Origin of the sequence: Blastomonas sp. (assembly GCF_046294995.1) — a bacterium.
Taxonomy (GTDB): Bacteria; Pseudomonadota; Alphaproteobacteria; order Sphingomonadales; family Sphingomonadaceae; genus Blastomonas.
This window is the reverse complement of the sequence record NZ_JBKBOG010000004.1, coordinates 77,671-98,231: the sequence shown is the minus strand read 5'-3', so window position 1 is coordinate 98,231 and position 20,561 is coordinate 77,671. Positions and strand designations below refer to the sequence as shown.

Sequence of the window (20,561 nt, the reverse complement as noted above, 5' to 3'; positions counted from 1 at the left end):
CGCCCCCAAGGGGATCGCGGCCTTTTTCGTGTGTGTGGGACGGCACTGGCTGCCCACCTTCTTCGTCACCCCCGCGAACGCGGGGGTCCCGCTTCTGCGGCTATAAAAGAAGAAAGCGGGATTCCCGCGTTCGCGGGAATGACGATGCGAACCTGTCTATACGCCCCTGCTTACAGGGGAATTTCTGCTTCATGAAATCATACAGCGCGGTGCGGAACGGCTGCCTCTGTTTGGCGGCGGGGAGAACGATTTTGGGGCCAGCTTTACACAACGTCCCTCGACTTCGCTCGGGAACACGGGAGGTGGGGATGACCTCGCGGGACGCTTCGCGCGAGTTTTACGAGCCGGGCCCATGCAGTGTCGCTTACACCACTCCGTCTGTCCCGAGCGAAGTCGAGGGACGTACGTGCAAGGTTAGACGAACGCCCTGAATCCGCCCGCGCACCTTATCCCTATTTGCAGGGGAATTTCTGCTTCATGAAATCATAGAGCGCGGTGCGGAACGGCTGCTTCTGCTTGGCTGCGGGCAATTGCGTGAGGTAGGTCTTGAGCTCCTCGCCCTTCATCTTGCCCTGGCCCTGGGGTGGCGGGCAGCTGTGGCGCGGGCCGCCGGACTTGGCCTGCTGCGCGATATCGGCGCGGTACATCGTCAGCACCCGGTCGCTCTCGGCGCGCAGCGCGCGCACATCGGACGACATCAAGGCTGCCGGCCCCAGGCTTTCTGCCTTGTTCATCGCCGAGAGAAACTGTCCCGCCGTCATCTCGGAGGTCGCCGCCACCGAGAGGAAGGCTGTCGCGGCCAGCGCCGCCGACCGGATTGTCCAATTCATGATCTCACTCCCCACCTGCTGTACCGCGCGTGTAACACAGCAAGATGAACCGCGCATGACGTTATGGGCGTACCCCTGCGCACGGGAAGCGCAGCGTCATCACCAGCGCAAAGGCCGTTGCCAGCGGCATCGACTGGTTGGCTGGCGGGAAGGCCCGGAAATCATCGGTAATGTCGCCTAGCGAGAGCGAGGCCTGGCCCGAGGGCGGAGGGCAGCTGGTGGGCGGCGCGCGGCGCTGCGCGGTCTCGGCCAGGCTAGCACGATAGGCCATCGCCGCCTGCTGGATCGCGATCCGGACGGCATCGGCCTTAGGCAGCGCCTTGGCCCCATCCCCACCTTCGGCCAGCAAGGCATCGGCCTGCGCCAGAAACTCGGCCACGGTCTCGGGCACGGGGGTCTCGGGGACAGCCACTGCCGGCTCCCCCGGAACGGCAACCGGCGCTGCGGCCTGGGTGGCCAGCAGCGCCGGAGCGAGCATCTTCGTAATCAACACATCGAAGCCTGGAGCGCTCAGGCGCCTTGTGGCTTGGGATCGTGGAACGGACCCTTGCGCTTGCCCGCGCGCGGGATCACCGCACCGATTCCCGGAGCGACGTCGGGCTTGATCGACTTGCCGTCGGGCCGATCGAGCTTGCCGGTGGCGATGATCTGCTGGATCTCGTCGCCGCTCAGGGTTTCGAACTCGAGCAGCGCTTGCGCCAGCGTGTGCAGCTGGTCGACATGCTCGGACAGCACCTCCTTGGCGCGGTCATAGCCCTGATCGACGATCTTGCGGATTTCCGCATCGATCTTGCGTGCGGTGTCGTCCGACATCATCATCCGCTGGTTCTGGCCATAGCCCAGATAGCCTTCGGACTGTTCTTCGTATTGCAGCGGGCCAAGCTCGTCGGACATGCCCCATTTGGTGACCATGTCGCGCGCCAGCTTGGTGGCATACTGGATGTCGCCGCTGGCGCCCGAAGACACCTTGTCGTAACCGAACACCACTTCCTCGGCGACGCGGCCACCCATCGAGACCGCCAGGTTGGCGTACATCTTGTCGCGGTGATAGCTGTACACGTCACGCTCGGGCAGGCGCATCACCATGCCCAGAGCGCGGCCGCGCGGGATGATGGTGGCCTTGTGGATCGGGTCGGATGCCTCTTCGTGCACCGCGACGATCGCGTGACCGGCTTCGTGATAGGCGGTCATCTTCTTCTCGTCGTCGGTCATGACCATCGACTTGCGCTCGGCGCCCATCATGACCTTGTCCTTGGCGGCCTCGAACTCGCTCATCGCGACCAGACGCTTGCCGCGCCGCGCGGCGAGCAGAGCCGCCTCGTTGACGAGGTTGGCAAGGTCCGCGCCGGAGAAGCCGGGGGTGCCGCGCGCGATCGTGCGGGCGTTGACGTCGGGTGCCAGCGGCACCTTCTTCATGTGCACCTGCAGAATCTTCTCGCGGCCCTCGATATCGGGAACCGGCACCACGACCTGGCGATCGAAACGGCCCGGACGCAGCAGCGCAGGGTCGAGCACATCGGGACGGTTGGTCGCCGCGATGATGATGATGCCCTCATTGGCCTCGAAGCCGTCCATCTCGACCAGCAGCTGGTTCAGCGTCTGCTCGCGCTCGTCGTTCGAATTGCCGAGGCCCGAGCCACGATGACGGCCGACCGCATCGATTTCGTCGATGAACACGATGCACGGCGCGTTCTTCTTGGCCTGCTCGAACATGTCGCGCACGCGGCTGGCGCCGACGCCGACGAACATTTCGACGAAGTCCGAACCCGAGATGGTGAAGAACGGCACGCCGGCTTCACCTGCGATGGCGCGAGCCAGCAAGGTCTTGCCGGTACCGGGCGAGCCGACCAGCAGCGCGCCCTTGGGGATCTGCCCGCCGAGTCGCGCAAACTTGCTGGGGTCACGCAGGAACTCGACGATCTCCTGAAGCTCCTCGCGCGCCTCATCGATGCCGGCGACGTCCTGGAACGTCACCTTGCCCGACTTCTCGGTGAGCAGCTTGGCCTTCGACTTGCCAAAGCCCATCGCACCGCTGGCTCCGCCACCCTTCTGCACCTGTCGCAGCACGAAGAACGCGATGGCGATGATCAGGATGAACGGCAGCGACTGGAGCAGGATGTACATCAGCAAGCTCGGCTGTTCTTCAGCCTTGCCGCTGTAATCAATGCCTTTTTCTTCGAGAAGCGGGATCAGCGTGGGGTCGTTCTCGACGCGCACGGCGGAGAACGTCTCGTCGTTGATATAGGTGCCGGTGATGCGATCGGGCGAGATCATGACGTTCTTGACCTGCCCATCGGACACCCGGTCACGGAACGTGGAATAGCTGATCGCGCTGCCGCGATCGGTGCTGCCGCGCGTATCGATGAGCGATACGACCACCAGCAGCCCGATGATGACGCCTGCCCAGATGAGCATGTTCTTCATCCAGCCGTTCTGGTTGGCGTTGGGATCCTGATCGTCGTTCATCACAGTGCCTTTGCGGATATAAACTACGATCAAGATAGGCCACTAATCCTGAATGACAATATAATCTGCCGGTCGTTCAGCGCGTTTGCCAATTATTCGGTCGCGCGCGCCGCGCTTCGGTCTGGCCGCCTTGCCGGGGCACGCACGAAGCGCCACGTGGTACCGCCGGTGCACAGGACATCGCCGATCATCGTCTGCCCGCCCGCCTGCAGCGCAATGATCACCCGGCCCAGCGCCTGCCCACGCGGTGCAATCCCCGGCTGGACGTGATCGAGGCAGCGCAGCACCAGCCTTCGCAGCAACGCGGCGGGGTAATCGTGGCAGGTGAGCGTCGCACCATCGCGCTCGAGCCGGACGGCGGTCGCGGCTTCGCGCGCGGTGATCCAGTCGAGCGCATCGACCGCATCGGCGAGCGCTGCGGCCGAGCGTACCGCCTGCAGCGGATCCACCGCATCGAACGTCGCCAGCGCGGCGCGCATCCGCACCCGGTCGAAATCGGCATTGGCGTTGCTGGGGTCGCGCACGAACGGGATGGCGTGATCGGCGCAATGGCGCTCAAGATCGGTCTTGCGCAGCCTCAGCAGCGGCCGGATCACCCGTCCGTTGCGCGCCCGGACGGCGGCCAGGCCATCGACCCCGCTGCCCCGCGCGAGCCGCATCAGCATCGTTTCGAACTGGTCGTCGGCGTGGTGCGCGGTGACGATGAAATCCGCGCCGCAGCGCTCCGCCTCGCGCTCGAGCAGGCAATAGCGGACCGCGCGCGCCGCAGACTGCACGCTGCCGGTGATCGGCGCATCGGGGCGGAGGGTGGCGTGGGCCACGCCCAACTTCGCGCAATAGCGCGCCACCATCGCGGCTTCGTCGGCGCTTTCGGGACGCAGGCCATGATCGACCGTCGCGGCAGACACTGGCCCGGTCCAGCAGTGCGCGATCAGGTCGAGCATCGCCATGCTGTCGGGGCCACCCGACACGCCGAGCAGCAGCGCAGCATCGCCGGCACCGGTCAGCGCCGCGAGGGCGCCGGCGACCTGCGTCAACCGGTCGTTATTTGCATCCGGCACTGCGGCGCCCGGCTGCCAGCCGGTCGGACAGGCGCCCGGCGGCAACATCGGGGTACACCTCGGCCAGTTCGGCAAAGGCGATGCACGCCTTGGGCTTCTCGTTCAGCTTGATCAGCGCATCGCCAAGGTAATACAGGCTCTCGGGCGCGCGGTCGCCCTTGGGTTCCTTCTCGTAATTCTCGGCGAACATCTTGGCGGCGGCGCTGGGCTTGCCGTCATCGAGATAGGCCCGGCCCAGCAGGTTGCGGGTATAGCTCGAGCGTTTGTGCTTGGGGTGCTTGTCGAGCGCGAAACGCAATTGCGCCTGCGCCTCGGGAAGGAACTTGGCTTCCCACAGCCGATAGCCGTACAGATACGCATCTTCCCCGGCGTCGGCGGTCTGCGGCTTTTCGATCGCGGAGACCGCTGCGACCCGCTCGGCGCTGGGAGCGGCAGCCGCAGCACCTGTGGTGGCGGCACCTGCAGCAGGCGTAACACGCGCAGGGGGTGCCCCTACCCCTGCTCCCGGCGCGCCGGTGGTGCCGGTCGGCGCCGGGGCTACGGCGGCGGCAGCAGCGGCGGCGGCCTTCTCCTCGATCAGCGTCAGCCGCTTTTCCAGCTGGCCCAGCTTGAACCCGTTCTCTTCGGTCTGGGCGGTGAGCCGGGTGATCTGGTTCTCGAGCGTGTCGACCCGCTGCAGCAGATCGGTGATCGGCGCGCTGGCGCTGACCCCGGTGGTGTTGGGCGCTGCCGTCGGCGCGGAAATCTCAGGCTCGAAGAACCGGTCCGATGCACCCGGGAACACCTTGCGCTGCACGGCCTTCATCTCCGATTCGAGCTTCTTGACCCGCGGCTCGAGCGAGGCCGCCTGCGCGGCGGCAGGGCTGGCCGAGGCGATGAACGTGGCGATCAGGGTTCCTGCGAGCAACCGCGCCGACAGACTGACCGGACGCAAGCGAGACAGGGAATGGCGGCGGGTGGACATGGCGGGCTCCAGATCGAAGGGTGGTTCGCAGATGAATCTATACGGCCCCCGCAGCTTTCGTCAAAGCCGGGCGGTCAGAAATTTGATGTCACGACGTCACTTAACGCAAGTTGACTGGGTTTAAGGTGAACTGGGTTTGAAGGCGACTGGGCTTGACCGCATCCGGCCCAAGCAGCGGGGCGGCGATCAGCCCGCCTGGTTGTCGTTCGACGCAGCCCCGTTGGATTGCAGCACCGGATCGGCAGGACGCGCCATCAGCGCCGCAGCGGTCACCGGAACGTCCTTGACCGCGACCTCGGAGGTACCGAGCGGCGGGACCGTGCGCCCGCCGACGGTGATCTCGAAGGCATCGGGCCGTCCGGTCCACACCTGCGGGTTTACCGCATCGCCGGGCACCGCATACTGCTCGCCAAGCGCCATCTGCTTCTGCATCAGCTGCTTGCCTTCGCCATCGTAGAACTTGATCCAGATGTTGTTCTCGGTGGCGGTGAATACGACCTCCGCATTGGGATCGACGGCGGCAGCAGCGGTCGCAGCGGGCGTGGGTTTTACGTCGGGCTTGGCCGCCGGCGGCGCATCGGAAGCCGCATCGGCTGCCTGTGCCAGCTCCTCGACATTGGCTGCGGGAAAGAAATAGGTGCGCCAGATCCCGAAGCCGGCGATCAGGATGACCGCGCCGACCGCCGCAGCGAGCCACGCGATCCGCGCCGACGGCACCTTGCTGGGTTCGTCGAGATCGAACCGGGTGGCATCGCGCGCAGCTGCCCCGGACGCGCCGCCCAGCGTATCGCGAATGGACTGCGCCACGTCCTCCTCGGGCAGATTGACCGCACGGGCATAAGCGCGGCCGAAGCCGATCGCATAGGTGCGCCCGGGCAGGCTGTCGAAATTCGATGCCTCGATCGCCTCGAGGTGGCGCACCGGAATGCGCGTGCGCGACGCGATGTTTTCCAGCGAAAGTCCGGCTGCGACGCGGGCGTCGCGCAGCCGCTGCCCGACATGGGCGGGCGCAGGCACGTCCCCGGTTTCCCCACCATCTGCCGATGGCTGGCCTAGTGCTTCATCTGCCGTGCTCGACACGTGTGCGCTCCCGACCCGGGTTTACCCGGTTGTGTTTGCCTCAATGCGCAGAAACAATGAATGGCCGTGAGAGTCAATGTTTTTGGGCTTTTGGAGGCAGTGATCGCGCCAGGCCGGCGCCATCCGTGCGGCCCCGCAGCAGCGGCCGATCAGCCCAGCTCGACGCCGTTGGCCCTTGCCCAGGCGAGCAGCTCGCCGCGCATGTCGGCAGGCGGATGGGTAAGCATCTCTTCCATCTTGGCGCTGGCCGCCGCTATGTCGAGCGAGCGCACCATCGCCTTGATCGGACCGACCGCCGCCGGGGTGATCGACAGACGCCGCATGCCGATGCCAAGCAGCGCCAGCGCCTCGAGTTGCCGCCCGCCCATCTCGCCGCAGACGGTGACGTCGATGTTGTAGGGCGCGACATCGCGCACCACCCGCCGCAGGAAGCGCAGGATCGCGGTCGATATCCAGTCATAGCGCTGCGCCAATTTGGGGTGCGCGCGGTCGGCCGCGAGCAGGAACTGGGTGAGGTCGTTGGTGCCGATCGACAGGAAATCGAGCTTGGGCCCCAGGATATCGAGCGTCTCGGCGAGCGCCGGCACCTCGAGCATCGCGCCATAGCGGATACGCTCGGGCAGCATCTTCTTGCGTGCCCGAAGGAAAGCGAGCTGGTCCTCGAACACCTGCCGCGCGGCATCGAACTCCCAGGGTTCTGCGACCATCGGGAACATGACATTGAGCGTCCGCCCCGCCGCCGCCTCGATCAGCGCGCGCGCCTGCACCTTGAGCAGCCCGTCGCGCTCGAGCGCCAGCCGCAACGCGCGCCAGCCCATCGCGGGGTTCTCCTCGCCGGGGCCGTCTTCGCGCAGGTAAGGCAGCGACTTGTCGCCGCCGATATCGAGCGTGCGGAAGATCACCGGCTTTTCGCCCGCCGCGTCGAGCACATCGCGGTACAGCCGCAGCTGCCGCTCGCGCTGCGGCAATGTCGCCGAGACCAGGAACTGGAATTCGGTGCGGAACAGGCCCACGCCATCCGCGCCCGAGACCGACAGATGGGCGATGTCATCGCGCAGCCCTGCGTTGATCAGTACGCCGATCCGGGTGCCATCCTTGCTGACCGGCTCGACATCGCGCAGCGCGGCATACACCGCCTGCTTCTCGCGGCTGCGCAGGTATTTGGCCTCGAACGCCTCGATCACCTGCGGCGCGGGGCGGATCAGCACCGAATTCTCGTTGGTGTCGATCAGCAGATGGTCGTCCTGCCGCACCTGGTGGCGGATGTTGCGCATCCGGCCGATCACCGGGATGCCCATCGCACGCGCGACGATCGTCACGTGCGCGGTCAGCGATCCTTCCTCAAGGATCACCCCCTTGAGCCGCCGCCGGTCGTATTCGAGCAGTTCGGCCGGGCCCAGGTTGCGCGCGATCAGGATCGTGTCCTGCCGCAGGCCCATTTGCGCTGCCGTGCCGATCTGGCCCGAGACGATGCGCAGCAGCCGGTTCGACAGGTCCTCCAGATCGTGCATCCGGTCGGCGAGCAGCGGATCGTCGATCTGCCGCATCCGCATCCGGGTGCGCTGCTGGACGCGCTCGATCGCGGCTTCGGCGGTCAGGCCGCTGTCGATCGCCTCGTTGATCCGCCGCGACCAGCCTTCGTCATAGGCGAACATCTTGTAGGTCTCGAGCACCTCGTCATGCTCGCCGCCGGTGCCGAACTCGGCCTGGTTCGACATCTTGTCGATCTGCTCGCGCATCTTGATGAAGGCGGAATAGACCCGCTGGCGCTCGGCCTCGACATCCTCTGCGACGACATGCTCGATCGTGATCCGCGGCTGGTGGAACACCGCCTTGCCGCTCGCCAGCCCCGCGACCAGCGGAAAGCCGATCTCGCTGTGCGAATGGGTGAGCTCGGCCGGGTTGTCGATATTGCCATGGCCATCGACCATCTCGGCATTGGCGATCAACTCGGACAGCACCATCGCCACCGTCTGCATCGCCTCGATCTCGACCTCGAGATAGCGCCGCGGCTCGACATGCTGGATGCACAGCACCCCGATCGCGCGCTCCATGCGAACGATCGGCACGCCGGCAAAGCTGTGGAATTTCTCCTCGCCGGTTTCGGGCCGGTACTGGAAGTCGGGGTGCGCAGTCGCCTCGGCGAGGTTCAGCGTCTCGACATTCTTGGCGATCGTGCCCGTAAGCCCCTGCCCCAAGGCCAGCTTGGTGACGTGCACCGCCTCCTGATTGAGCCCGCGTGTCGCGAACAATTCGAGCACGCCCTCGCGCAGCAGATAGATCGAGCACACCTCGCTGTTGAGCGAATCGCCGATGATATCGACCACCTGGTTGAGCTTGGCCTGCGCGTTGGTGCGCGCGGCCATAACGTCGTGCAGACGGGTCAGGATATTGCGGGCGGCAAGGGTGGCGTTGATCTGGGCTTCCGACATGCAGGCAGGTCTAGCACGCACTTGTGTGGTAAGCTATCGGCGCTTGCCCCCGGTTTGGGGGGACCAAAAGGTCAAAGAGGTTGGACATCGCATCAGCTTAGCGTATCAATACGGCAATACAGTTAAAGGATACAGGCCGTATGATCTTTAAGCGTACCCGACGGTTTCCGGATCCCGCGCGAATCGCGGTGATATTGGCGGGACTGGCGATGGGCTGCTCCGCCGTGTTCGCGCAGAGCTATCAGCCGCCATTCCGTCCGGAAAATCTGAAAGGTCCGTCAGCTGCCAAGCCAAACGAGGTGATGGTGCTCGGCACGCCGCATCTGTCCGGACTGCCCGATGCGTTCACCCCCGCGATGCTCGATCCGCTGCTCGATCGCCTGGCAGCGTGGAAACCCACGGCGATCGCAACCGAAGATCTTTCCGGCCTGCAATGCGACAGCCTGCGCCGCTATCCTTCGCGCTATGCAGATACGGTGAAGACCTATTGCTTTGACCCCGCCCAGGCCGCCAAGGCCACAGGTCTTGACGTCCCGCAGGCCAATGCCGAGGCGGAACGGCTGCTGGCGGACTGGCCCAAATCGCCATCATCCGCGCAGCGCCGCAGGCTTGCAGCGGTCTTTCTTGCCGCAGGAGAGCCCGGATCGGCTCTGGTGCAATCTGCGGCTGGCGCCAGCCGAACGGCAGGCAGGCGATGGTCTCGATGACGGCCTCGCCGCGTATCTTGAACAGTGGCGCACGAGGCAAAACGAGACCCAGCTGATTGCCGCCGCGCTGGCCGCACGGCTGGGGCTTGAGCGGCTGTGGAGCGTCGACGATCATACGGCGGATTCGCCCGAGCCAACCGACCCTGCCATGCTCAAGGCAAACGAAGAAGCGATCATGGGCGCATGGGACAATCCAGCGACGCGGCAACGGCAAGCGCAAAGCGAGCAGCTCAACGCAAGGCTGGAGCAGCCCGATGGCCTGCTCAACCTCTATCGCGCCTATAACGCCCCCGATGCGCCCATGCTTGTCTATCAGTCGGATTTCGGCGCAGCCTTGGCAGAGCCATCACCTCAAGGCTTCGGGCGGAAATATGTCGGTTATTGGGAAACGCGCAATCTGCGGATGGTGGCGAACATGCGCGACGTGATCGGTCTTAATCCGGGCATGCGTTTGCTGACCATCGTCGGCGCGTCGCACAAGGGGTATTACGAAGCGTATCTCCACCAGATGCATGACGTTGAGGTTGTCGATACCGCACTGGTGCTCGACTAACGCTTTAGGGTCCGGCCCCTTCCCCTGCCCTCCCCGTCGCCCGGCGCGCGGTCTGACCCCTCGTCAGACGCGCCGGGCTGGGATTTGCGGCCGGGGGGTTTGCCCGGTCCGCGGAAGCTCAGGTCACCTGGTCAATGCAGGCTGATCTCTTCCTTGATGCGCAGTTTCTGCTTCTTGAGCTTGGCGATCCGCGCGGCGTCGGGCGCGGGCCTGCTTTCTTCGTCGTGGATCATCCGTTCAATACCGGCATGCTTGGCCATGAGGGCTTGCGTATGACTGTCTTGCAACATCTATGTCTCCTTCGACTCGTTTGCCCTTCTCATCGTGGGACAGCGATCTAAACATAAAATTTATGGGCTGTCTTTGGTGTTATGCACAGGTGCGCTTGCAATGCGGCGAAACATTCCATAACCGCGACAATCGGCAGGCGTGCGGCCTGCGCAAAAGCAATCGCGGGCCGAGGTCACGGCCCGGCCCCGGTCTGGAAAGGCGTCGCGCGTGACTGAGGAAGAAGTCCGGCATAAGCTGGCCCTGCTGCGCATCGAACACCGCGATCTGGATCACGCCATCGGCTCGCTGAGCAACGGCGGCACCGCCGACATGCTGCAGCTTGCCCGGCTGAAGAAGCGCAAGCTGCTGCTGCGCGACCAGATTGCCATGCTCGAAGACTATCTGATCCCCGACATCATTGCCTGACCGGGCCGATCGACGGCATCACGCCAACTGTTCCGCGTTGACACAAAGCCGGTAATTTGCGGCTTAACCATAGGTTGTGGCTGGGCAGCACCCCCCGACTTTGGCAAGGATGGCGCATGTCAAACCAGCAATTTCCCTTTACCGTCAAGCTGATCGAGTCGCTGTATGTCGAGGCGATGCTGCTGGCCGACGAGGCGCGATCGTATTTCGAACAGGACCCGGCCGACCAGGGTCTGTCGCCGCATGACGACATCCGCCTCGACATGTCGTGCGAATCGCTTCGCGTCACCACCCGGCTGATGCATTCGATCGCCTGGCTGCTCAACCAGAAGGCGTTCTTCGCCGGCGAGCTGTCGGCGCACCAGCTGCACAGCCGCAGCCGGGCGCTGGGCAAATGCACCGCCAGCGATCCGTTCGTCGTCGCGCGGCTGCCGCAGGATGCGCAGCGGCTGGTGCACGAAACGCAGCACCTGCTCGGCCGGCTGGTCCGCCTGGAAAAATCGCTTGAGGCCGAGCGGCTCGGCTTTGTCGAGGAGCGCGCGCTGCGCCCGGCGGTGCTGGGCCTGCAGGCAAGGCTCGCCAGCGAGCTCGCATGATCGGGCGCACGCCCCCCCCTGCCCAACTGAGCGATTGCAATCCTTGCATGGTGCTTTAATCATACGATTAAACTATCGACCGGGCCAGAACCGGCGGGGAGGATTGGCATGGAGGCGTTTCCGACGCGGGCGGAAGATATCACCCCGAACTGGCTGCAGGCGCAGCTCGACAAGGCCGGCGTGCTCGGCGGCGCGCGGATCGCCGCGATGTCCTGCACGTCGATCGGCACCGGCCAGGTCGGCGATACCGTGCGGATCGCGCTGGACTATGATCGCCCTGCGCCCGGCGCCCCGGCATCGATCGCGGCCAAGCTGCCCTCGCGCGATTCCACCAGCCGCTCAACCGCAGCGCATTTCCGGCTCTATCTGCGCGAGGTCAACTTCTATGCCCGCGTCGCGCCGCTGGTCGCGATGCGGGTGCCAAAGGTCTACGCCGCGCTGATCGATCCGACGGGCAGCGACTTCGTCCTGCTGTTCGAGGATCTGGGCCCGGCGCGCGCCGGCGACCAACTCGCCTCCTGCACGCTGGGCGAGGCGCGGCTGGCGGTATGCCAGGCGGCATCGCTGCACGCATCGACCGACAATCTGACCGTGCTGGACGAGGACTGGCTGCTGCCCGACCCGGCGGCGCGCGACTGGATCATCCAGGCCTATCCCGGCGCGCAGGCTGTATTCCGCGAGCGTTATGCAGGCCGGATCGAGCCCGAATACCTTGCCATCTGCGAAGCACTGGCGGACGCTGCGCCGCAATGGTTCGGCTGGCAGCCCGGCACCCGCTGTCTCACCCATGGCGACTTCCGGCTCGACAACATGCTGTTCGACATTCGCGGCGGTGCAGAGCCTCTGGCGGTGGTCGACTGGCAGACCTGCGTCACCGGTGCAGGCACCAACGATCTTGGCTATTTCCTCGGCACCGGCGTCGGCACCGAACTGCGCCGCGCGCACGAAGACGAACTGATCGATCTGTATTGCGCCGAGATGACCCGCCACGGCGTGTTACGAAGCCGCAGCGCGATCTGGGACGATTACCGCATCGGCGCGCTATCGGGTCTGTCGACCGCGGTGTTCAGCGCCGCCTTTGTCGAGCGCACCGAACGCGGCGATGCCAACTTCCTGTCGATGGCGCGCGGCGCGTGCAGCCTGGCGCTCGACCATGACAGCATCGGCGCGCTGCTGCGCCATGCCGGCCCTCAAGCGGAGACCATGACATGCTGACCCGAGGCGATGATTACCCCTTGCACCAGACCGCCGAGCCGATCGCCTATGCCGGCACCGACCGCAATTTCTACGACCGCTATTTCTTCAACGGCTACAACCCCGATGGCACCGGCTTCTTCGCGCTGGCCTTTGGCGTGTACCCCCACCTCGATATCGCGGACGCCAGCTTTTCATGCATTCGCAATGGGTTGCAGCACGCTCTTCACGCCTCGCGCGAGCTGCAGATGGAGCGGATGGAGATGGCCGTGGGGCCGATCCGCATCGAGGTGATCGAGCCGCTCAAGGCACTGCGCATCCTGGTGGATGGCGAGGGCATCCGGGCCGACATCACCTTCACCGGCCGCGCCTTTCCGATCGAGGAGCCGCGTTTCACCTTCCGCAACGGGCCACGCACCTTCATGGACTATACCCGCATGACCCAGAACGGGCACTATAGCGGCTGGATCGAGATCGATGGTGAGCGGATCGAACTGGCGCCGGGCTGCGCGGGCACCCGCGACCGCAGCTGGGGCGTGCGCCCGATCGGCGCCCCCGATGCACAGCCGCATGCCGGCAGCGCGCAACCGGCTTTCTTCTGGCAATGGACCCCGATCAATCTGCCCAGCCGCAGCCTGTTCTTCCACCTCAATGCGCACCGGTCGGGATCGGCGTGGAACACCCGCGCGGTGGTGGCACCCGATGGCGCGGGGCATGACGGGTTCCACGAGACGCCCGCAGCGCGGCTCGAAACGCAGCTCGAGCCCGGCACCCGCTGGCCCTCGGGCGGGACGCTGACGATCCAGACCGATGCCGGACCGCTCAGCGTGACCTTCGCGCCGGTGCAGCGCTTCCAGATGCGCGGGCTGGGCTATACCTGCCCCAAATGGGGCCATGGCCGCTATCACGGGGCGCTGGTGGTCGAACGCGACACGATAGATCTCGCCGCGCTCGACCCGATGGCACCGACGATGGACAACCTGCACGTGCAGATTCTCTGCCGGGTCACCACCAGCGCGGGCGAACAGGGTCTGGGGACGTTCGAGCAATTGGTGCTCGGACCTTATGATCCCTGGGGGCTGACCGGCTATGTCGACACGCCGGCCAGCCGCTAGCAGCCCCTAGTTGCGATAGACCCGAACGTTCTTGCCGTGTTGCGCCCTGGGGCGATGCCGCAGTGGCGCGGCGTGGCTGGTCACCACTTCCTCGACGCAATTGCAGCCTGGAGTGATCGTCACCGTGGTCACGATCGGCGGCGGGTAGTAATAATAATAGCCCGGCGGCGGGGGCGGATAACCGCCATGCTGGCCAGCGGGCGGCGGATAGCCGGCCCCTTGCTGGGCGAGCAGCCGGTTGCAGCGCTCGCGGTCCTCGGCCTTGTCGATCACCATCCCTGCGACCGCGCCGACGCCCGCGCCGATCAGCGTGCCGCCGGTGCGGTTGCCGCGCCCGGCGATGCGGTTGCCGGCAAGCCCGCCCACCGCGCCGCCGATCGCCGCGCCGCCCAGACCGCTGTCGCGGCGGCAAGCTTCGAGGAAGGCGGGGTCATAATCGCCTGCATAACCAGGAGCCGGCGGCGCATAAGGTGAAGGCTGGGCGTAAGACGGGGCGTAAGGCGAAGGCGGCGGGGCATAGCTGGTTCCGTAACCGCCCTGCGTCTCGCGTGCGAGCAGCTGCTTGCAGCGCTCGCGGTCCTCGGCCTTGTCGATGACCATGCCTGCGACCGCGCCGACGCCCGCGCCGATCAACGTGCCGCCGGTGCGGTTGCCGCGCCCGGCGATGCGGTTGCCGGCAAGCCCGCCCACCGCGCCGCCGATCGCCGCGCCGCCCAGACCGCTGTCGCGGCGGCAGGCGTCGAGGAAGGCAGCGTCATAGTCGCGGTCATACGGCGCCGACACGGCAGGCGGCGGCGGCGCGGAGGCATAGCTGTCGTCATAGCGGTGATCATATTCGACCGTCGGTGCGGGATCGGCCGCCGTCCGCGCCCAATGCGTGCCGTGCACCACATCGTCATTGCCCAGCAGCAGATCGCCATCGTAATTGTACGGATCGTAATCGGGCGAATAGGCCTGGGTGACGACCGCCTGTCCGGCCTGCATCGCGGGGCCGGCCTGCGCAGCGGACCAGTTCACCCCCTGCACGCTGTCATACACCCGGCCGTTGCGGTCGGTCAGCACCGCATCGTCATAATATCGCGACCAGCCAAAGCCCTGCGCCGGACGCGCCAGCCCGAAGCGCTGCCAGTTGGCGATGTAATAGGTCGGCACCACCCACACCCGCGGCAACAGGAAGCCGCGGAACGGGCGGACATAGGCCGGTGCGCCAACAGGAAAGCGGACGCCATAGGCCGGGCGCACCACAGGACCGGGATTGAGCGCGCTGCTGGCATTGAGCTCGATCCTGCTCGGCTTGGCACGGGTCAGCCCCGAGTCGGCGGCCTGGGTCGGCAAGGCCGACACCAGCGCGCCACCCACGCTGGCGACAACGGCGGCGTGGCGCAGATAAGCAAAAGCGCGGCTCTTCATGGTTAACTCCCCTTGGGCAATCGGGCAGGCCTTGAGGCTGGGCGATACAGACGGCCCTTCGCCCTTCCGGCTTGGTTAAGCGATTGTTACCATTGGCGGGGAAATTGCGCCATCGCAGCAATGTAAAACCGGGGCATGCACGCGCCGGTGTTTCAATATGGGGCATCGCGCCTGTGGGGGATGCGCCGCTTCAGATTCGTCCGGCGAGCATGCTTGCCAGCCGCTCGACCCCGGCGCGATCGTCGGCATCGAACCGGGCAAGATGCGGGCTGTCGAGATCGATGACATGCGTCACCTGCCCCTCATGGATCACCGGCACCACCAGTTCGGACTGGCTGGCGGCATCGCAGGCGATATGGCCGGGAAAGGCGTGGACATCGTCGACCAATTGCGTCTCGCCGCTTGCCGCTGCAGTACCGCACACCCCGCTGCCCAATGCGATGCGGATGCAGGCCGGCTTGCCGACGAACGGGCCGAGCACCAGCTCGCCATCGACCATGCGATAGAAGCCCGCCCAGTTGAGCCCTGGCAGAAACTGGCCGAGCAAGGCTGCGACATTGGCCATATTGGCGATGCCATCAGCCTCGCCATCGACCAGCGCGAGTGCTGCACCGTGCAGGTCGTCATACAATTGCGGCTTGGGAGTATTTGGATCGATTTCAAAGCTGTACATGGCAATGTTCTCAGTATGTGATATCAGTCGAAAGCGACGCGGCCCCGGTTCTTCTTTACCGTCGCCCTGTTCTTCTTGCCTGCCAGCCGCTCGGTCTTGCCGACGCGGTTGAGCCGCGAGCGCGCGCGCGTGGCGGGCAGATCATAGGCCGCGGCCAGCATCGCAACCACGCGTTCGCGCGCGAGCTTGCGGTTTGCCTCCTGGGTGCGGTGGTTGCGCGCCAGGATGACCAGCTCGCCTTCCTGGTTTATCTTGCTTCCGGCTAAGGATTTCAACCGGTTATAGACCAATGGTGGCAACCCTAGAGCATAGATGTTGACATGCAGCTGGACCGCGGTTGCCACCTTGTTGACGTTCTGCCCGCCGGGGCCGGAGGCGGTGATGAACCGCTCGGACACAATGGCATGGTCGGGGATCGCGATGTCACTCATCGACCGGCGCCTCGCCCAGCGCATCGGCTACAGCGGGTTCCTGCACGCCGAACCCCAGGTCGACAAAGCGCTTGGGCATCGATGCCGTAGCAATGATCGGCGGCTTGTCGCCGCGCGGCAGCGTCAGCCCTGCGGCATGCAGCATCAGCCCGGAGGAATAGCTTTTGCCATAGAACGGATCGCCGAGCAGCGGCTGGCCCAGGCCGTGCAGCGCGTGCACGCGGATCTGGTGGGTGCGCCCGGTCTCGGGCCGAAACTCGATCAGCGACCGTCCGGCGACCGTGGCGATCCGCCTCCAGTGCGTCACCGCGCGCTTGCCGCCCGCATCGGGGACGATCCGCCAGCCGGCTTCGGCAGTGCTGGTCTTGCCCAGCGCTATGTCGATGGTGCCGTGATCGTCCTTGATGTCGCCCTCGACGATGCCGAGATAGATCTTCTCTACCGTCCCAGCCTCGAATGCCGCGCCATAGCGCTTGTGCGCCTTGGCATGGCGCGCGAGCAGCAGGCAGCCCGATGTATCCTGATCGAGCCGGTGCACCGCCAACGGCAACCGCTGGAAGCCGAAGCGCAGATGGGTGAGGTAATCGTCGAGGCTGCGTCCGCCCTTGCGCGGCTGCGAGACGGGAAGCCCCGCAGGCTTGTCGATGACGATCGCCTCGCCATCGATGAACGGCAGCGTCTCGGCCACGCAAAACGCCGGTGTGTGAAAACCCATGTCGTTCAGGCCGCCTTTGCCATGTCGAAGCTGCGCGCGAACAGCTCGATCGCGCGCATCCGATCGTGGTGGTGATAGGCGTTGCACGAGATCATCACCTCGTCGGCGCCGAACGCCTCGACCAAAGCCTCGACCTTGTCGCGCACAACATCGGGCGTGCCGAACGCGGCGATCCGCGCCTGCGCGCCGACGATCATCGCCTCACGCTCGGTAAAGCCCATGTCCCGGCTCGCTTCAGGCGACACCGCAGGCTCCAGCCCGCCGCCGAGCAGCCGGGCGATATTGAGGAAGTAGTTCTTGCGCAGCAGCTCGGCCTGGTCGGCATCGTCACAGGCAAAGGCGGTGGTCGCCAGCATCACGTACGGCTTGTCGAGCGTCGCGCTGGGGCGGAAATTGTGGCGGTAAAGCTCGGTCAGCCCCGGTGTCGCCTGCGGGTTGATGAACAGCGCCAGCGCATAGGGCAATCCCAGTTGCGCGGCCAGGATCGCGCTGTCCGGACTGGTGCCCAGGATCCACACCGGCACCTCGCCCGCTGGCTCGGGGCTGAGCCGCGGATCGTTGAGACCGCCGGTCATGTATCCCACCAGATCGGCGACCTGCTGCGGGAACTCGCGGAACGAAGGCGGGTGCGGGGCAGACAGCGCCGCTGCGACGCGCATCTCGCCGCCCGGCGCGCGGCCGACTCCCAGATCGATCCTGTCGGGGTAAAGGTTGCTCAGCACCGCAAACTGTTCGGCGACCTTGTAGGCGCTGTAGTGCGGCAGCATCACCCCGCCCGACCCCAGCCGGATGCGCGAGGTGCGCGCGCCCATCGCGGCGATCAGGATTTCCGGCGCGCTGCCGCACAGGAAGCGGCTCGCGTGATGCTCGGACACCCACAACCGGTGGTAGCCCAGCCGATCGGCCAGTTCGGCAGCCTCGAGCGTGCCGACAAGCGCGGTAGCGGCAGGGACATCGGCGAAGCGCACCGACTGGTCGAGAAGCGAAAATTGTACCATGCCCTTAATGATAGGGCATTTGGGGCGGGTCACAAGGGCCGCTGATGGATCCGCGCCCCGTGAACCGCCCCTGATGCGTCATCTTTGGCCCTTGGGCAGGGCCGATGTCAGGCCAGCGCCTGCTTATCAGTCGGGCCGCACGTCCTGACGGCGCGAGCCATCGCGATTGGTGCCGCCCGGTGCCACCCGTGGTGCACGCTCGATGCGCTCCTGCCGCTGAGGCCGCGCCTGACGCTCGGCGCGCGGCGGAGCAGCGTTCGGCTGCGCCTGCGGAGAAGGCGGGCGCGCTTGCGGACGCTGAAGACCCGGGTTGCCGGCACCTGCGCCATCGCTCTGGGTCTGACCACGCTGCCAGTTGCGCCGTCCCTCGCGCTGCTGGACGCCGGGCTGGCCGACCTGTCCCTGCTGGCGCTGCTGCCAGCGCTGGATCTGCTGCTGGCGATCCTCGGGGGTCGCGCCGCGCATCCGCTCGCGTTCGCCCTGGCGGGTGCGCGGCACCGGGTTGGTGCCGTCGCGCCGTTCCTGCCGCCAGTCGCGACGATCCTGCGACGGATCGCGCCGGTCCTGCCGGATATCGCGGCGATCATTACGCCGGTCCCGACCGAAGTCCTGACGGTTGGCGCGCCGCTGCTGCTGGTACTGCCAACGCTGCTGCCCCCAATACTGCCGCTGGCGGTCCTGCATCGCAAAGCGCCGCCCGCCCGGGCGATCATAGATCCACGTGCCGTATCCGGGATAATAGAAGTTGTCGTAATAGCCGCCGCCAAAGCCGATCTGGCCAAAGCCGAGGCCTGCGTCGCAGCCGTAGAAGCTGTCCCACGCCGCATAGCCATCGCAATAAGGGTCATAGCCGCCGGCAAAGCCGCCGCCGCCCACACCGATGCCGACACCGCCATAGCCGCCATAACTGCCGCCGCCATAAGCGCAGGCGGACAAGGACACGGCGCCCAGTGCGATGGCGGCGATGCGGACAGCCTTGCGGCCGTGGTTCTGAAGGAATGAAAATCGGGTCAAAGCCATGGTTTCCTGTCTCGCCGCAAGTCCTGGCGCGGCGGGCCGGCGGAGCGGAGCCCCGATAATCTGTTCATACAAACCCCAAGTTGAATTAACGATGAATGAGGATCGTACGACAGAGAGTGCTTGCTAACATTGATGTCAATTGGTATTTAATGGAGCGATTAAACACTGTTCAAACCAGCGCAGAGGATTCCCCATGGCTACCGTGCTTGCTCCCCACACACACGCCCCTCAGCGCGAAATGTTCCCCGATCACACCATTCAGCGTGACAGCGGCAACCCGCACTGGACCCGGTTGCCGGGCGATCACGCGCTCGATCACATTCCTGGTGAGGATGGTTTGCCGGTGCTGGGGGTGACGCTCAAGATGCTCGCCGATCCCGAAAAGTTCGGCAACGAAATGCGCGCCAAATATGGCCCGGTCTATCGCACCCATGCTTTCGGACGGCGGCAGGTGGCGCTGTTCGGCGCCGATGCCAACGAACTTGTGCTGTTCGACCGCGACAAGGTGTTCTCGTCCGAGCAAGGCTGGGGGCCGGTGCTCAACCTGCTGTTCCCGCGCGGATTGATGCTGATGGACTTCGACCATCACCGCGCCGATCGCCGCGCGCTGTCGATTGCGTTCAAGCCGGGGCCGATGCGGCATTATGCCGAAGCGCTCAACGAGGGTATCGGTGCCCGCGTGCTCGAATGGTCCAACAAGGACATCACTTTCTACAGTGAAATCAAAAAGTTGACGCTCGATCTTGCGGCAACTTCTTTTCTCGGCATTCCCTGGGGCCCGGAAGCCGACAAGATCAACACCGCGTTCGTCGACATGGTGCAGGCCTCGATCGGCGTGGTCCGCCGCCCGCTTCCCTTCACCAAAATGGGCAAGGGCGTGGCAGGCCGCAAATTCCTGGTCGATTACTTCACGCCCGAGGTGCAGAAGCGGCGCGAGCAGCAGGGGCCCGACATGTTCAGCCAGTTCTGCCGTGCCACCCGCGACGATGGCAGCCTGCTCACCACCGATGAGGTGGTCGATCACATGAACTTCCTGATGATGGCAGCGCACGACACGATCACCTCGTCGGCCAGCTCGCTGATCTGGCTGCTCGCCAAGAACCGCGAATGGCAGGACAAGATCCGCGCCGAACTGCTCGAACATGCGCCCGCAGGTAGCCCGATGCCCTATGATGCGCTGCCCAACCTTGAGCTGACCGAGATGGCGTTCAAGGAAGCGCTGCGGCTGATCCCGCCGGTGCCCTCGACCCCGCGCCGCGCGCTCAAGGATTTCGAATTCGGCGGATACCGCATCCCTGCCGGCACCCCGGTCAGCATCAGCGCGGCCTATACCCACAAGCAGGCAGAGCATTGGCCCGAGCCAAGCAAGTTCGATCCCATGCGCTTCACCCCCGAAGCGACCCGCGCCCGGCACAAATACGCCTGGGTGCCGTTCGGCGGCGGCGCGCATATGTGCCTGGGGCTGCACTTTGCCTATATGCAGATCAAGGTGCTGCTGCACCATGTCCTCAGCCAGCACCGCATCGTTATCGAGCCGGGCTACAACCCCGCCTGGCAGGCATGGCCGATCCCGCAGCCCAAGGACGGGCTGAAGGTGCGCTTCGAGAAGCTGTAGGAGCC

21 protein-coding genes are annotated in these 20,561 nt (G+C 65.6%); 7 read left to right on the top strand and 14 right to left on the bottom strand.

Going from position 1 to position 20,561, the window contains the following annotated elements:
• Positions 1 to 452: 452 nt before the first annotated feature.
• From ACK4R0_RS07475 to ptsP, 7 genes are all read right to left on the bottom strand, one after another.
• Positions 453 to 830 carry a hypothetical protein gene (locus ACK4R0_RS07475; RefSeq protein ID WP_409672527.1) on the bottom strand — a complete coding sequence of 126 codons (378 nt, stop codon included), beginning with the start codon at positions 828 to 830 and terminating at the stop codon, positions 453 to 455.
• 61 nt (positions 831 to 891) lie between these two features.
• On the bottom strand, positions 892 to 1,323 hold the full coding sequence (locus ACK4R0_RS07470; protein ID WP_409672524.1) for a hypothetical protein: 432 nt from the start codon (positions 1,321 to 1,323) through the stop codon (positions 892 to 894).
• Positions 1,324 to 1,340: 17 nt separating this feature from the next.
• Positions 1,341 to 3,296, bottom strand: a complete 1,956-nt coding sequence (ftsH, locus tag ACK4R0_RS07465) for an ATP-dependent zinc metalloprotease FtsH (RefSeq protein ID WP_409672521.1) — start codon at positions 3,294 to 3,296, stop codon at positions 1,341 to 1,343.
• 92 nt (positions 3,297 to 3,388) lie between these two features.
• Positions 3,389 to 4,405, bottom strand: coding sequence for a tRNA lysidine(34) synthetase TilS (tilS, locus tag ACK4R0_RS07460; RefSeq protein WP_409672518.1), 1,017 nt, complete (start codon positions 4,403 to 4,405; stop codon positions 3,389 to 3,391).
• A complete protein-coding gene (locus ACK4R0_RS07455; protein WP_409672515.1) occupies positions 4,341 to 5,321 on the bottom strand; it encodes a tetratricopeptide repeat protein in 981 nt (326 codons plus the stop codon). The genes tilS and ACK4R0_RS07455 overlap by 65 nt, the downstream gene beginning before the upstream one ends.
• 186 nt (positions 5,322 to 5,507) lie before the next feature.
• A complete protein-coding gene (locus ACK4R0_RS07450) occupies positions 5,508 to 6,401 on the bottom strand; it encodes a helix-turn-helix domain-containing protein (RefSeq protein ID WP_409672512.1) in 894 nt (297 codons plus the stop codon).
• 149 nt (positions 6,402 to 6,550) lie between these two features.
• Entirely contained in the window at positions 6,551 to 8,833 is a 2,283-nt protein-coding gene (ptsP, locus tag ACK4R0_RS07445; RefSeq protein ID WP_409672510.1) for a phosphoenolpyruvate--protein phosphotransferase, read from the bottom strand.
• 140 nt (positions 8,834 to 8,973) lie between these two features.
• Here ptsP and ACK4R0_RS07440 point away from each other — a divergent pair, with 140 nt between their 5' ends.
• A complete protein-coding gene (locus tag ACK4R0_RS07440; protein WP_409672507.1) occupies positions 8,974 to 9,540 on the top strand; it encodes a hypothetical protein in 567 nt (188 codons plus the stop codon).
• A complete protein-coding gene (locus ACK4R0_RS07435; RefSeq protein ID WP_409672504.1) occupies positions 9,443 to 10,093 on the top strand; it encodes a DUF5694 domain-containing protein in 651 nt (216 codons plus the stop codon). The genes ACK4R0_RS07440 and ACK4R0_RS07435 overlap by 98 nt, the downstream gene beginning before the upstream one ends.
• Positions 10,094 to 10,224: 131 nt before the next feature.
• Here the strand turns inward: ACK4R0_RS07435 and ACK4R0_RS07430 are convergent, their stop codons facing one another.
• Entirely contained in the window at positions 10,225 to 10,353 is a 129-nt protein-coding gene (locus tag ACK4R0_RS07430) for a YdcH family protein (protein ID WP_409672501.1), read from the bottom strand.
• Between the two features lie 238 nt (positions 10,354 to 10,591).
• Between ACK4R0_RS07430 and ACK4R0_RS07425 the strand changes: the two genes are divergently transcribed.
• From ACK4R0_RS07425 to ACK4R0_RS07410, 4 genes are all read left to right on the top strand, one after another.
• Positions 10,592 to 10,789, top strand: a complete 198-nt coding sequence (locus tag ACK4R0_RS07425; RefSeq protein WP_409672498.1) for a YdcH family protein — start codon at positions 10,592 to 10,594, stop codon at positions 10,787 to 10,789.
• Between the two features lie 116 nt (positions 10,790 to 10,905).
• Positions 10,906 to 11,385, top strand: coding sequence for a DUF1465 family protein (locus ACK4R0_RS07420; RefSeq protein WP_409672495.1), 480 nt, complete (start codon positions 10,906 to 10,908; stop codon positions 11,383 to 11,385).
• Between the two features lie 108 nt (positions 11,386 to 11,493).
• Entirely contained in the window at positions 11,494 to 12,600 is a 1,107-nt protein-coding gene (locus ACK4R0_RS07415) for a phosphotransferase (protein WP_409672492.1), read from the top strand.
• A complete protein-coding gene (locus ACK4R0_RS07410; RefSeq protein ID WP_409672489.1) occupies positions 12,594 to 13,694 on the top strand; it encodes a hypothetical protein in 1,101 nt (366 codons plus the stop codon). The genes ACK4R0_RS07415 and ACK4R0_RS07410 overlap by 7 nt, the downstream gene beginning before the upstream one ends.
• A 6-nt stretch (positions 13,695 to 13,700) precedes the next feature.
• Here the strand turns inward: ACK4R0_RS07410 and ACK4R0_RS07405 are convergent, their stop codons facing one another.
• The 6 genes from ACK4R0_RS07405 to ACK4R0_RS07380 form a co-directional block, all read right to left on the bottom strand.
• Positions 13,701 to 15,104 (bottom strand): RcnB family protein, encoded by a 1,404-nt coding sequence (locus tag ACK4R0_RS07405; RefSeq protein ID WP_409672486.1) that lies wholly within the window; start codon positions 15,102 to 15,104, stop codon positions 13,701 to 13,703.
• Positions 15,105 to 15,294: 190 nt separating this feature from the next.
• The gene (locus ACK4R0_RS07400) at positions 15,295 to 15,777 is read right to left on the bottom strand and encodes a GAF domain-containing protein (RefSeq protein ID WP_409672483.1); all 483 of its coding nucleotides are present in this window, start codon (positions 15,775 to 15,777) and stop codon (positions 15,295 to 15,297) included.
• 23 nt (positions 15,778 to 15,800) lie between these two features.
• Positions 15,801 to 16,208, bottom strand: coding sequence for an alternative ribosome rescue aminoacyl-tRNA hydrolase ArfB (gene arfB, locus ACK4R0_RS07395; protein WP_409672480.1), 408 nt, complete (start codon positions 16,206 to 16,208; stop codon positions 15,801 to 15,803).
• Positions 16,201 to 16,923, bottom strand: coding sequence for an RluA family pseudouridine synthase (locus ACK4R0_RS07390; protein ID WP_409672477.1), 723 nt, complete (start codon positions 16,921 to 16,923; stop codon positions 16,201 to 16,203). The genes arfB and ACK4R0_RS07390 overlap by 8 nt, the downstream gene beginning before the upstream one ends.
• Before the next feature lie 5 nt (positions 16,924 to 16,928).
• Positions 16,929 to 17,921 (bottom strand): LLM class flavin-dependent oxidoreductase, encoded by a 993-nt coding sequence (locus tag ACK4R0_RS07385; RefSeq protein ID WP_409672474.1) that lies wholly within the window; start codon positions 17,919 to 17,921, stop codon positions 16,929 to 16,931.
• A gap of 126 nt (positions 17,922 to 18,047) precedes the next feature.
• Positions 18,048 to 18,935, bottom strand: a complete 888-nt coding sequence (locus ACK4R0_RS07380) for a hypothetical protein (RefSeq protein ID WP_409672471.1) — start codon at positions 18,933 to 18,935, stop codon at positions 18,048 to 18,050.
• Between the two features lie 199 nt (positions 18,936 to 19,134).
• Between ACK4R0_RS07380 and ACK4R0_RS07375 the strand changes: the two genes are divergently transcribed.
• A complete protein-coding gene (locus tag ACK4R0_RS07375; RefSeq protein WP_409672468.1) occupies positions 19,135 to 20,556 on the top strand; it encodes a cytochrome P450 in 1,422 nt (473 codons plus the stop codon).
• Positions 20,557 to 20,561: the final 5 nt, after the last annotated feature.